Annotated in this window: 12 protein-coding genes; 8 read left to right on the top strand and 4 right to left on the bottom strand. The window is 67.3% G+C overall.

The window, feature by feature from the left end; genetic code table 11:
• Positions 1-14 precede the first annotated feature (14 nt).
• The 8 genes from cyoB to QSG27_RS00140 all read left to right on the top strand — a co-directional run bounded on the left by cyoB (position 15) and on the right by QSG27_RS00140 (position 6,659).
• Positions 15-2,021: a cytochrome o ubiquinol oxidase subunit I gene (cyoB, locus tag QSG27_RS00175; RefSeq protein ID WP_306703083.1), complete on the top strand. Its 2,007-nt coding sequence runs from the start codon at positions 15-17 to the stop codon at positions 2,019-2,021.
• Positions 2,022-2,024: 3 nt separating this feature from the next.
• On the top strand, positions 2,025-2,669 hold the full coding sequence (gene cyoC / locus QSG27_RS00170) for a cytochrome o ubiquinol oxidase subunit III (RefSeq protein WP_456062058.1): 645 nt from the start codon (positions 2,025-2,027) through the stop codon (positions 2,667-2,669).
• Positions 2,666-3,052 carry a cytochrome o ubiquinol oxidase subunit IV gene (gene cyoD, locus QSG27_RS00165; RefSeq protein ID WP_306703082.1) on the top strand — a complete coding sequence of 129 codons (387 nt, stop codon included), beginning with the start codon at positions 2,666-2,668 and terminating at the stop codon, positions 3,050-3,052. Before cyoC ends, cyoD begins: the two co-directional genes overlap by 4 nt.
• The gene (locus QSG27_RS00160) at positions 3,049-3,783 is read left to right on the top strand and encodes an SURF1 family protein (RefSeq protein ID WP_306703081.1); all 735 of its coding nucleotides are present in this window, start codon (positions 3,049-3,051) and stop codon (positions 3,781-3,783) included. Before cyoD ends, QSG27_RS00160 begins: the two co-directional genes overlap by 4 nt.
• A gap of 159 nt (positions 3,784-3,942) precedes the next feature.
• Positions 3,943-5,217: an ATP-binding protein gene (locus tag QSG27_RS00155; RefSeq protein ID WP_306703080.1), complete on the top strand. Its 1,275-nt coding sequence runs from the start codon at positions 3,943-3,945 to the stop codon at positions 5,215-5,217.
• The gene (locus QSG27_RS00150; protein WP_306703079.1) at positions 5,207-5,740 is read left to right on the top strand and encodes a response regulator transcription factor; all 534 of its coding nucleotides are present in this window, start codon (positions 5,207-5,209) and stop codon (positions 5,738-5,740) included. Before QSG27_RS00155 ends, QSG27_RS00150 begins: the two co-directional genes overlap by 11 nt.
• 125 nt (positions 5,741-5,865) lie before the next feature.
• The gene (locus tag QSG27_RS00145; RefSeq protein ID WP_306703078.1) at positions 5,866-6,219 is read left to right on the top strand and encodes a hypothetical protein; all 354 of its coding nucleotides are present in this window, start codon (positions 5,866-5,868) and stop codon (positions 6,217-6,219) included.
• A gap of 155 nt (positions 6,220-6,374) precedes the next feature.
• Positions 6,375-6,659: an HU family DNA-binding protein gene (locus tag QSG27_RS00140; RefSeq protein ID WP_014241890.1), complete on the top strand. Its 285-nt coding sequence runs from the start codon at positions 6,375-6,377 to the stop codon at positions 6,657-6,659.
• Between the two features lie 195 nt (positions 6,660-6,854).
• Here QSG27_RS00140 and QSG27_RS00135 read toward each other — a convergent pair whose 3' ends face one another.
• Genes QSG27_RS00135 through QSG27_RS00120 form a run of 4 tightly spaced genes read right to left on the bottom strand, consistent with a single transcriptional unit; the run spans position 6,855 to position 12,587 of the window.
• Complete coding sequence (locus QSG27_RS00135) at positions 6,855-7,514, bottom strand: LutC/YkgG family protein (protein WP_306703073.1); 660 nt, start codon at positions 7,512-7,514, stop codon at positions 6,855-6,857.
• Positions 7,507-8,946: a LutB/LldF family L-lactate oxidation iron-sulfur protein gene (locus tag QSG27_RS00130; RefSeq protein WP_306703071.1), complete on the bottom strand. Its 1,440-nt coding sequence runs from the start codon at positions 8,944-8,946 to the stop codon at positions 7,507-7,509. The genes QSG27_RS00135 and QSG27_RS00130 overlap by 8 nt, the downstream gene beginning before the upstream one ends.
• The gene (locus QSG27_RS00125; RefSeq protein ID WP_306703070.1) at positions 8,939-9,694 is read right to left on the bottom strand and encodes a (Fe-S)-binding protein; all 756 of its coding nucleotides are present in this window, start codon (positions 9,692-9,694) and stop codon (positions 8,939-8,941) included. The genes QSG27_RS00130 and QSG27_RS00125 overlap by 8 nt, the downstream gene beginning before the upstream one ends.
• A gap of 19 nt (positions 9,695-9,713) precedes the next feature.
• A complete protein-coding gene (locus QSG27_RS00120; RefSeq protein ID WP_306703069.1) occupies positions 9,714-12,587 on the bottom strand; it encodes an FAD-binding and (Fe-S)-binding domain-containing protein in 2,874 nt (957 codons plus the stop codon).
• Positions 12,588-12,860: the final 273 nt, after the last annotated feature.

Raw genomic sequence — 12,860 nt, 5'->3', positions numbered from 1 at the left:
CCATGCCAACTGCCATGATCGACACATCGACCGTCGCTACCCATCCGCTCTTCGGGCGCCTGACCCTGGAGTCCTTCCCCTATCACGAGCCCATCGTGGTCGCGACCTTCGTCGCGGTCGTGCTGGGCGGCATCGCGCTGGTCGCGGCGCTGAGCTATTTCCGGCTGTGGGGCTATCTCTGGAAGGAGTGGTTCACCACCGTCGATCACAAGCGCATCGGCATCATGTACATGGTGCTGGGCCTGATCATGCTGCTGCGCGGCTTCGCCGACGCGATCATGATGCGCCTCCAGCAGGCCATCGCCTTCGGCGGCAGCGAGGGCTACCTCAACGCGCACCATTACGACCAGATCTTCACCGCCCACGGCGTCATCATGATCTTCTTCGTGGCGATGCCCTTCGTCACGGGCCTGATGAACTACGTGGTGCCGCTGCAGATCGGCGCCCGCGACGTGTCCTTCCCGTTCCTGAACAATTTCAGTTTCTGGATGACGGTGGGCGGTGCGGTGCTGATCATGGTCTCGTTGTTCGTCGGCGAGTTCGCGCGCACCGGCTGGCTGGCCTATCCGCCGCTGTCCAACATCGCCTACAGCCCCGAGACGGGTGTGGACTATTACATCTGGGCGTTGCAGATCGCCGGTGTCGGAACGACATTGTCCGGCATCAACCTGATCTGCACCATCGTCAAGATGCGCGCCCCCGGCATGACCATGATGAAGATGCCGGTCTTCACCTGGACGTCGCTCTGCACCAACGTGCTGATCGTTGCCTCCTTCCCGATCCTGACCGCCACGCTGGTCCTGCTGTCGCTGGACCGCTATGTCGGCACGAACTTCTTCACGAACGATCTCGGCGGCAGCCCGATGATGTACGTGAACCTGATCTGGATCTGGGGCCATCCGGAGGTCTACATCCTGATCCTGCCGGTCTTCGGCATCTTCTCGGAAGTCACCTCGACCTTCTCGGGCAAGAAGCTGTTCGGCTACACCTCCATGGTCTATGCGACGGTGGTCATCACGATCCTGTCCTACCTGGTGTGGCTGCACCACTTCTTCACCATGGGGTCGGGCGCCAGCGTGAACTCGTTCTTCGGCATCACGACGATGATCATCTCGATCCCGACGGGTGCGAAGATCTTCAACTGGCTGTTCACCATGTACCGCGGGCGCATCCGGTACGAGCTGCCGATGATGTGGACCGTCGCCTTCATGCTGACCTTCGTGATCGGCGGCATGACGGGCGTTCTGCTGGCCGTTCCGCCGGCGGACTTCGTGCTGCACAACAGCCTGTTCCTGATCGCCCACTTCCACAACGTCATCATCGGCGGCGTGCTGTTCGGCCTGTTCGCCGGCATCTACTACTGGTGGCCCAAGGCCTTCGGCTTCCGGCTGGAGCCCTTCTGGGGCAAGGTGTCCTTCTGGTGCTGGGTGATCGGCTTCTACTTCGCCTTCATGCCGCTCTACGTCCTGGGTCTGATGGGCGTCACCCGCCGCCTGCGCGTGTTCGAGGACCCGTCGCTCCAGATCTGGTTCCAGATCGCGGCCTTCGGCGCTGTCCTGATCGCGGCGGGCATCGGCGCCTTCCTGGTCCAGATCGCCGTCAGCGTCTGGAAGCGCCGGGAACTGGTGGACCGCACCGGCGACCCGTGGGACGGGCGCACGCTGGAATGGGCGACCTCCTCGCCGCCGCCGGACTACAACTTCGCCTTCACGCCGATGATCCACGACAACGACGCCTGGTGGGACATGAAGAAGCGCGGCTACAAGCGTCCGCTGGGCGGCTTCAGGGCGATCCACATGCCGAGCAACAGCGGCACGGGCGTGATCCTGGCCGGGATCAGCGTGGTCCTGGGCTTTGCGCTGGTCTGGTACATCTGGTGGCTGGCCGCGGTGAGCTTCGTCGCCCTGCTGGCGGCGGCCATCCACCACACCTTCAACTATCACCGCGACTTCCACATCCCGGCGGATGTGGTCGTGCGGACCGAGAACGAGCGGACCCGGCTCCTCTCCGGGCAGGTGTAAGGCATGACCATGACCACGACCCTGACAGCCGAACGGAGCCGCGCCCAACAGGCTCCGGTCTTCCATGTGGCGGACGAGCACGCGCATCCCGAAGGCTCCAGCACCATGCTGGGCTTCTGGATCTACCTGATGAGCGACTGCCTCATCTTCGCGGTGCTGTTCGCGACCTACGGCGTGCTCGGCGGCAACTACGCCGCCGGGCCGGCGCCCAAGGATCTGTTCGACCTGCCGCTGGTGGCGCTGAACACCGCCATGCTGCTGTTCTCCTCCATCACCTACGGCTTCGCCATGCTGGCGATGGAGAAGGGGCGGGTGTCGCAGACGCAGCTCTGGCTGGCGGTGACCGGCCTGTTCGGCGCCGCCTTCCTGGCGATCGAGCTGTACGAATTCGCCCACTTCATCCACCTCGGGGCGACCCCGCAGCGCAGCGCCTTCCTGTCGTCCTTCTTCACGCTGGTCGGCACCCACGGGCTGCACGTCACCTTCGGCCTCGTCTGGCTGGTGACGCTGATGGTGCAGGTCAACAAGCGCGGCCTGATCCCGGCCAACCGGCGGCGCCTGATGTGCCTCAGCCTGTTCTGGCACTTCCTGGACGTCATCTGGATCGGCGTCTTCACCTTCGTCTATCTGATGGGAATGCTGCGATGACCCCTCACGCCGAACATCACGGTCACGACGCGCATCATGGGCACGCCGATGACGGGCACGCCCACGGCACGCTCGGCAGCTACATGATCGGATTCGTCCTGTCGGTGATCCTGACGGTCATTCCCTTCTGGCTGGTCATGGACGGGACGATCCTGGACAAGAACATGACCGCGATCGCGATCATGGCGCTGGCCGCGGTCCAGGTCGTCGTGCACATGATCTTCTTCCTGCATATGAACGGGCGGGCGGAAGGCGGCTGGACCATGCTGTCGCTGATCTTCACGATCATCGTCGTGGTCATCATGCTGGCCGGTTCGCTGTGGGTGATGTACCACCTGAACACCAACATGATGCCGATGCACGACCCGAGCCAGTTGCCGTGACCGGCCCGGCGACGCTCCGTCCGCGCCGGGGGCTCGTCCTGCTCGGCGTCCTGGCGCTGGCGGGCGTCGCCGTCCTCACGTCGCTCGGCGTCTGGCAGGTCGAGCGGCTGGCCTGGAAGCAGGACCTCATCCGGCGGGTGGAGGAACGGGCGCAGGCCGCCCCCGTTCCGGCCCCCGGCCCGGACGCCTGGCCCGCCGTCACCGCGGCCAGCCAGGAATACCGGCGGGTCAGCGTGACCGGGCGTTTCCTGAACGACGGGGAAACGCTGGTCCAGGCGGTGACCGGGCGGGGCGGCGGATTCTGGGTGCTGACCCCCTTCCGCACCGACCAGGGATTCACTGTCCTGGTCAACCGCGGCTTCGTGCCGCCCGAACGGCGCAGCACCGACAGCCGCGCCGCCGGGCTGATCGCCGAAGACACCACCGTCATCGGCCTGCTGCGGGTGACGGAGCCGGGAGGCGGCTTCCTGCGCTCCAACGACCCCGCGCAGGACCGCTGGTATTCGCGGGACGTCGCGGCCATCGCCGCCGCCCGCGGCGTGACGGAGGCGGCCCCCTACTTCATCGACGCGGAGGCCAGCCCGGAGGGCGGCTACCCGGTCGGCGGGCTGACCGTCCTGAAGTTCCCGAACAACCACCTCGTGTATGCGCTGACGTGGTTCGCGCTGGATCTGATGCTGATCGCCGCCGCGCTCTATGTCGCGCGCAGTGAATGGCGGCGCCGGCGCTGAACCGGATACTCGTTTTTTCTTCATGGTTTTTCGTCGGGTGGAGGCCGCTGTTTGCCGGTGCTTCCATCCGGCTTCTTTTGTGCTAAGGCTGCCAAGCGGCGGCCTTGTGCCCATATAGGGTGGGACCGAACGAAGCCGGCGAAGGGCCAGACGTTTCCCGTGCGCGACACCACCGACAAGAAGAACCTGTTCCTGCTGGTGCAGTTGCGCTGGCTCGCCGTCGCCGGGCAGGTGGTGACGATCCTGATCGTGCATTACCAGATGGGCATCGCCCTGCCGCTCGATCAGATGGGCGCGGTGATCCTGTTCCTGGTCGGGCTGAACATCGTCAGCATGCTCCACCTGCGCCGGCAGACCTCGGTGTCCAACACGCAGCTTTTCCTGGAGCTGCTGATCGACGTGTCGGCCCTGACGGTGCAGCTCTACCTCAGCGGCGGCGCGTCGAACCCCTTCATCTCGCTTTACCTTCTTCAGATCACGCTGGGGGCGGTGCTGCTGGAGGCGTGGTCGGCCTGGGCGCTGGTCCTGGTCGCCACCGCCTGCTTCACCTGGCTGATCGGCGCCTACCGCCCGCTGGAACTGCCGCCGGGGCAGGAGGGGCTTCTGCTGGGCCTGCACATCCAGGGCATGTTCCTCTGCTTCGTGCTGACGGCCAGCCTGATCGTCCCCTTCATCACCCGGATCACCCGCAACCTGCGCGCCCGCGACGCCCATCTGGCCGACCTGCGCCAGCGCTCCATGGAGGAGGACCACGTCGTGCGGCTGGGTCTTCTGGCCTCCGGCGCCGCGCACGAGCTGGGGACGCCGCTCGCCACCCTGTCGGTGATCGTGAACGACTGGCGGCGGATGCCCGCCATCAAGGCCGATCCCGACATGGCCGAGGACATCGCGGAGATGCAGAACCAGATCGACCGTTGCAAGGCCATCGTCTCCGGCATCCTGCTGTCCTCCGGCGAGGCGCGGGGGGAGGGGACGCTGCGCACCACCGTGACCGCCTTCCTCGACGATCTGGTGGAGGAGTGGAAGGCCAGCCGCTCCCCCGCCTGCGTCGATTACGACAACAGCGTCCGCTCGCGGGAGGGGATCGTCTCCGACCTCGCCCTGAAGCAGGTGATCTTCAACGTGCTGGACAACGCGCTGGAGGTTTCCCCCGGCTGGGTCGGCGTCGCCGCCGGGCGGCAGGGGGACAGCCTCGTCCTGACGGTCAACGACGCCGGCCCCGGTTTCGAGGACAGCATGCTGGCGGAATTCGGCAAACCCTACCGGTCGAGCAAGGGGCGGCCCGGCGGCGGGCTGGGGCTGTTCCTGGTGGTCAACGTGGTGCGCAAGCTGGGCGGCACGGTCGCCGCGCGCAACCGCGCCGGGGGCGGCGCCTCCGTCACCATGACCCTGCCGCTGGCCGCCCTGTCCGCGGGAGAGATCCATGGAGACTGACCGTTCCCTCGTCCTGGTGGAGGACGACGCCGCCTTCGCCAAGGTCCTGCGCCGCTCCTTCGAGCGCCGGGGCTACCGCGTGCACTGGTGCGACAGCCTGGACGGGCTGCGGGCGCTGCTGGAGGCGGTGCCGCCGGCCTACGCGGTGGTGGATCTGAAGCTGGGCAGCGGCTCCGGCCTGGAATGCGTGAGGGAGCTGCACGCCCACGACCCGGAGACGCGGATCGTCGTGCTGACCGGCTTCGCCAGCATCGCCACGGCGGTCGAGGCGATCAAGCTGGGCGCCTGCCATTACCTCGCCAAGCCGTCCAACACCGACGACATCGAGGCCGCCTTCGAACGGACGGAGGGCGATCCGTCCATCGCGCTGGCCGCGCGGGCGACCTCGCTGAAGACGCTGGAATGGGAGCGCATCCACGAAACCCTGGCGGAAACCGGCTTCAACATCTCCGAAACGGCCCGCCGCCTGGGCATGCACCGGCGGACGCTGGCGCGCAAGCTGGAGAAGAAGCAGGTGCCCTGAACCGGATTATCCTGTCCAGGCGGTCAGGGGATGCGCAAGTCCGCTGGACAATGGCGGCCACTCCGCCCATTTTTCACGGCCTGTTACAGTCGTGTGTCACACGCAGCATCAAGGAGCAGAGTGAAGTGTCTCTTTCCACGTCGAGCAGCAGCCCCGCCGATCCCCGGACCGAGGCCCGCCGTCTTCTGACGGACGCCATCTCCACGTACCTCCAGTCGTGCAAGGATCTGGCTGCTGCGACCGAACGCGCGACCGAGACGAGCGGCAGCATCGACACCCAGGCTCGCCGCAAGGCCTACCAGACGCTGACCGAGCTGGGCGATCAGGTCCGTCTGGCGCAGCGCCGTCTCGTCACCGCGGCCAAGCAGGCCCGCCGCGTCATGCCGGTGGCCGAGATCGAGGAAGTCGCCAAGAAGCTGGACAAGCGCGACACCACGGAAAGCGCCGCCGTGCTGGTCAAGGCCGCTCTGGTCGCCTGATACCGGCGTCCATCGGGAAATTTGCGGGTCACAGCGTCGCGCCCGGTCGATTCCGGGCGGGAGCATCTTGCGCGCGGACGCCCGTCAGGGTAGGTCAGAGGCGCCTGGAGCCCTGGAAGATGCTGGGGTTCCGCCACGAACAAGGGGAACTGGGAATGACGAAGGCCGATCTCATCGACGCGATCGCCGGCAAGCTGGGCGGCACCAAGGCCGACGCCGGCAAGGCGCTGGACGCGGTTCTGGAAAGCCTGCAGGACGCGCTGGTCAAGGGGGAGACGGTCAAGCTGCCGGGCTTCGGCCAGTTCGAGATCGCCGAGCGCGGCGAGCGCACGGGCCGCAACCCGCAGACCGGTGCGGAGATCAAGATCGCCGCCTCCAAGGCGCCGAAGTTCTCCGCCGGCAAGGCCCTCAAGGACGCCGTCAACGGCAAGGCCGAGTAAGAGGGCTTCCGCCCCAACCCTTTCCCGCTCTCGGCGGACCGAAGGTCCGCCTGCCGCGTCAGCGCAAACCTCCGGTTTGCGCGAGAGCCGGGCGGGGGAGGGAGCAGGTGCTTGTTCGCAAAGGCGACGGCAGTCCCTCCCCCGCCCGGCGGGGGAGGTTAGGTGAGGGCTAAGCCGATGGTCGGCCTTTAAAACCTACCGGACGATGACGACCACCAGCCGCTTCGGCCCGTGAACGCCATAGGCCAGCGTCTGCTCGATGTCCGCCGTCTTCGACGGGCCGGAAATCAGCAGGGCGTTGGTCGGCATGCCGTCCGCCCAGCGGTTCTCGGTCATCGCCTGCCAGAAGGTGTCGTACAGCGCGTCGGCGCGCAGCAGCGCCAGATGCATGTGCGGCACCAGCGACATCAGCCGCGGTTCCTCCGGCGTCGGCCAGACGATCAGGCTGCCGGTGTCGGCGATGGCCCCCAACGTCGTGGTGATGCCGGCGTCGATGCCGTCGAACAGCCGTTCCTTGAAGGTCTCCACCCGGTCGGCGTAGGGGACCAGTTCCGGCCCGCCCGCCGTCCATTCGGACGACAGGCGCGCACCGGCCCCGGTCGCCGGTCCGAACAGCAGGTTGCGGGTGCCCTGCGCCGTCAGGAACGCCTGGACGTCGGCGGGCCAGTCGGCCTCCGTCGTCTCCAGGAATTCCGTGTGCACGGCCTCCATCATGCGCTTGATGCGCTCCAGCCGTTCCGCACCTTCCCAGCGCTTGTTGCGCAGGACGGCGAAGTCGGACTCCGGCGGGGTCAGAGGATGGGCGTCGCGCCCGGCGCGCAGCTTGCCCAGGATCGCGTTTCTCGACTCAGACATCGGGAATTCCCTTCTCGCGGGCGAGGGCGTGGAGCGTGCGGGTGGCGAAGCGCGGCTTGGACCGCACGTTCGTCCACTCCTTCAGCAGCGGCAGGCTGGTCGGAGCGGCGTTGCCCAGCTTCGCCAGGAGCGCCGTGGCGAACTGGTAGGCCAGCGGGGAGGCGTAGGTCATCGACCAGCCCTTCCATACCATGGCTTCCGCCTTGCTGGCGTGCGACCCGGCACCCTTAACGGCATCGCCGGGGTGGACGGCTTCCGAGCGCAGGCGGCCCATGATCTCCACGATGGGGATCTTGACCGGGCAGATCTCGACGCAGGCGTTGCACATGGTGCAGGCGTGCGGCAACTCGCCCCGCTTCTCCAGCCCTTCCACCTGCGGCATCAGGATCGAGCCGATGGGGCCGGGGTAGGGCGCCTGATAGGCGTGGCCGCCGACCTTGGTGTAGACCGGGCAGTGATTCATGCAGGCGCCGCAGCGGATGCAGCGCAGCGTGTTGCGCAGCTCCTCGTCGGCGTAGATGCCGGACCGCCCGTTGTCGAGGATCACCAGATGGATCTCGTTCGGGCCGTCCTTCTCGCCCTCCTTGCGGGGGCTGGAGATCATGTTGACGTAGGTGGTGATCGGCTGGGCGGTGGCGGAGCGGGTCAGCAGGCTGATGACCGGCGGCACGTCCTCCAGCTTCTCCACGACCTTTTCCAGGCCCATGACGGCGATGTGAACGGGCGGCACGGTGGTGCTCATGCGCCCGTTGCCCTCGTTCTCCACCAGGCAGAGCGTGCCCGTTTCCGCCACCGCCATGTTGACGCCGGAGATGCCGACATCGGCGGTCGCGAACTTCTTGCGCAGGACGCGGCGGGCGAGGTCGGTGAGCTGGGCCACGTCCTCCGTGTATTCCGCCTCCTTGATCTTCTGCTTGAACAGATGGGCGATCTGCTTGGTGTTCATGTGGATCGCCGGCATGATGATGTGCGAGGGCATCGCCTCATCAAGCTGAACGATGTATTCGCCGAGGTCGCTTTCCAGGCTTTCGATGCCGTGCTTTTCCAGGAAGGCGTTGAGGTGCATCTCCTCCGACACCATCGACTTGCCCTTGACCACCAGCTTGGCGTTCACGCGCTGCATGATGGACAGGACGATGGCGTTGGCCTCGTCGGTGGTGGAGGCCCAATGGACCTGGATGCCGTTGCGGGTGCAGTTGGCTTCCAGCTTCTCCAGCAATTCCGGCAGCTTGGACAGGGCGCGCAGGCGGACCGAGGTGCCGAGCGCGCGGACCCCGTTCCACTCGGCGGTGTCGGCGAACTGCACCGCGCGCTTGGACATCAGCCCGTCCATGGCGCGGCGGAAGTTGCCGCGGAGCTGCTGGTCCTGAAGCGCCGCGCTGGATGCCTTGGCGAAGTTCACGCCATTGGTTTTCAAGGCGGTCTCACCCATGGGTGCGCTCCTTCAGGAACTGGGCGATGTGGACGCCGCGGACGGGCTTCTTGCCGCCTTCCAGCGCGCCGGAGATGTTCATCAGGCAGCCGCAGTCGCCGGACACCACGGCCTTGGCCCCGGTGTTCTCGATGTCCGCCACCTTGTCGCCGACCATGGCGGCGGAGATCTCCGGATGGCGGACGGCGAAGGTGCCGCCGAAGCCGCAGCATTCCTTCTCCCGCTGCAACTCGACCAACTCAACGTTGGCGAGCTGGCGCAGCAGGGCCTTGGGCTCGTCGGTCACGCCCATTTCGCGCTGGGCGTGGCAGGAGGCGTGCCAAGTGATCTTCACCGGCGGTCCCTGGTCCTCGAACGTCACGTTCAGGACCTGGACGAGGAACTGGGTCAGCTCCCACACGCGGGACGCCACCTGACAGGCGCGGGCCTCGTCCGGCTCGCCCTTGAACAGGTCGGGCCAGTGCTTCTTCATCATGCCGGCGCAGGAGCCCGACGGCACGACGATGGGCCAGTCGCCGGGGAAATAGTCGAGCTGCGCGCGGGCGACCTTCAGCGCCTCCTCCCGGTAGCCGGAATTGTAGGCGGGCTGGCCGCAGCAGCTCTGCCCCTGCGGGAAGACGACGCGGATGCCTTGCGCCTTCAGCAGCTCCATGCCGGCCATGCCGGCCTCCGGATAGAACAGGTCCACCAGACAGGTGCCGAAGAAGTACACGCTTTCGGGGCGGCTTATGGTGCCGTCGTGGGTCATGTTTTTCCTCCCTCCCGCGTCAGAACGCGGGTTCCGACGCGCGCGAGGATGCCGGGGCGGGAGCCTTCGGCGTCGTGCAGGCATCGACCAGATAGACGATGGAACGGTACGGCAAGCCGGAGTGATCGGACAGCCCGATCTCGCAGGTCCGGCTGTTCGAATAGCCGGCCTTGGCCCCCGCGGGGATGTCCTTGGACAGGTGGCGCAGGGCGTGGGCGTTGAGTTCCGGCGTGGTGAAGCCCTTGTCGCCCGCGAAACCGCAGCAGCCGACGTCCTCCGGCACCACCACCTGGGTGGCGCAGGCCGCGGCCACCGCCTTCATCTTGCCGTCCAGCCCCATGCGGCGGGTCGAGCAGGTCAGGTGCAGGACCACCGGTTCCGTCTGCCTGGTGAAGGTCAGCCGGTCGAGCAGGTGGTCGTGGATGAACTCCACCAGATCCAGGACCTGGAGCCCGGCGTCCTTCAGATGCTTCTTCAGCCGGAAGGAGCAGGGGCTGGTGTCCAGGACCACCGGGGCGGTGCCGTTGGCGCTGGCCGCCCAGATGGCGCGCACCATCTCCTCCGCCTTGGCGTCGGCCTGTGCGGCGAGGCCCTTGCTCTCCAGCGGCATGCCGCAGCACAGCGAGGACAGCTGCTCCGGATAGACGACGCGGTAGCCGGCCTTCTGGAACAGGGCCTCCACCTTCACCGGCAGCGGGGTCTTTTCCGGATCGTCGGCGGCGGGGCCCATGCTGCGGCTGGTGCAGCTCGGCACATAGACCACGGTCGGGGCGTCGGCGGACGCCTTGGGCTGAGGCAGCGGGGTGAAATTGGTCGGGGTGGGCAGGGCGCGGGGCAGGTGCGGCAGGCGTTGCCCGGTCACGTTGCGCAGCCCCTCGAACAGGGAATTCGCCGTGTCGTTGCCCAGCGTCCGCTTGGCCAGATCGGCCAGCTTCAGGCCGGCGCGGGCAACCGACAGCGCCCCGGCGGTGTGGCCGGCGACGTAATTGCCGAAGCCCTGGGCCACCGCGCCGCGGCGGTCGCCGCGCAGCGCCTTGATGAGCAGCCCCGTCTCGATCCCCACCGGGCAGGCGGTGGAACAGAGCCCGCAGGCCGCGCAGGTGTCGATGCCCTGGTAATCGTAGGCGTCGTGCAGCGCATTGAGCCGTGCCGCGTCGGCTCCCGTGGCCTCCAGCCGGGAGATCTCGCGCCAGCCGACGATGCGCTGGCGGGGGGAAAGCGTCAGCTTGTGCGACGGGCAGGTCGGCTCGCAGAAGCCGCACTCGATGCAGGTGTCTACCAGCGGGTGGGCGGCGGGCATCGCCTTCAGGTTCTTGAGATGCGCCTCGGGGTCGTCGTTCAGGATGACGCCGGGGTTCAGCAGGCCCTGCGGGTCGAGCAGCGCCTTGATCTCCTTCATCAGGCCGTAGGCTTGCGGACCCCACTCCATCTCCACGAAGGGGGCCATGTTGCGGCCCGTGCCGTGCTCCGCCTTCAGCGAGCCGTCGTACTTGCGCACCACCTGATCGCACACCGCGTCCATGAAGCGGCGGTAGCGGTCCACCTCCTCGTCGGTGTCGAAAGCCTGGGTGAAGACGAAATGCAGGTTCCCTTCCAGCGCGTGGCCGAAGATGATCGCCTCGGTGTAGCCGAACGTCAGGAACATCTCCTGGAGTTCCACCGTCGCCTCGGCCAGCCGGTCGAGCGGGTAGGCCACGTCCTCGATGATGACCGTGGTGCCGACCTTGCGCATGGCGCCGACCGCCGGGAACAGGCCCTTGCGGATCTTCCAGTAGCTCTCGCCCAGCTTGGCGTCGGTGGTGAAGGCCGGCTCGAACAGGGTGCGGGTCTGGGCGATCACCGCGCTGACCGCGGCGATGTTGGCGTCGAGCGCCGCCGCGTCCTCGCCGCGGATCTCCACCAGCAGGGCGGAGGCGTCCGGCCCCAGACCGCCGATGAAGTCCGGCATGCCCGGCTTGCCCTCGACGGAGCGGAGCGACGCGCGGTCCATCAGCTCCACCGCCGAGACCGGCGTCGGCTTCATCAGCGCGACGGCGCGGCAGGCTTCCCCGATGTCCGGGTACATCAGCAGGGCGTTCGCCTTGTGGGCGTGCTCCGGCACCGTGTTGTAGGTGATCTCGGACAGGAAGCCGAGCGTGCCCTCCGACCCGATCATCAGGTGCTGGAGGATCTCGACGGGTTCCTCGAAGTCCACCAGGGCGTTCAGGCTGTAGCCGGTGGTGTTCTTGATGCGGAACTTGTTGCGGATGCGCTCGGCCAGCTTTTCATCCGCGCGGGTGCGGGCGGCCAGATCCGACAGGCCGGACAGCAGGGCGCCGTGGCTGGCCGCGAAGGCCGCGCGGCTGGCCGCGTCGCCGGTGTCCAGCAGCGTGCCGTCGGCCAGCACCAGCCGCATGGAGGCCAGCGTGCGGTAGCTGTTCTGCGCGGTGCCGCAGCACATGCCGCTGGCGTTGTTCGCCGCGATGCCGCCGATCTTGGCGGTGGCGATGGAGGCCGGGTCCGGCCCGATCTTGCGCCCGAAGGGGGCCAGCTTGCGGTTCGCCTCCGCCCCGATGACGCCGGGCTGGAGCGTGACCGTCGCCGCCCCCGGCGGGATGGTGCAGCCGCGCCAGCCGTCGCCCAGCAGGACCAGGACGGAGTCCGTCACCGCCTGACCGGACAGGCTGGTGCCGGCGGCGCGGAAGGTCACCGGGGTCTTCAGCTCCCGGCAGAGGTTCAGCAGCCGCACCACCTCGCCCTCCGCCTCGACGATGGCGACGATCTTCGGGATCAGGCGGTAGAAGCTGCCGTCCGTGCCGTAGGCCAGCGTGCGCAGCGGGTCGGTGACGAGGCGTTCGTCCGGCATGAACTCCCGGAGGGCCGCGTGCAGGCGGTCATAGGGCGCGGGCAGCATCGGTTCTCGGGGCCTCCGGATCTGGGACCGCGCGACGACTCCTCCGTGATCGCCGGTCCGGGTTGCGCGTGGCTGGGGAAATTTTGTTTCCGCCGGTCTGGTGGACCGCTTCTTATCTGCCGCAGCCTACAGGTCGGATAATCGATTTGCTTGAGGACCGCAATGGTAAAATCAATTGACCAAACGCCCCCGCAGTGCGGTGGGGCAATGCAAAAGAAAACGGCGCCACCCGGCCGGATGGAAGGCCGAGCGGCGCCGTAGGGAATAAAGCTC

Source organism: Azospirillum isscasi, assembly GCF_030849505.1.
In the GTDB taxonomy this organism is placed as follows: Bacteria; Pseudomonadota; Alphaproteobacteria; order Azospirillales; family Azospirillaceae; genus Azospirillum; species Azospirillum isscasi.
This window is presented reverse-complemented; position numbering and strand designations above follow the sequence as displayed.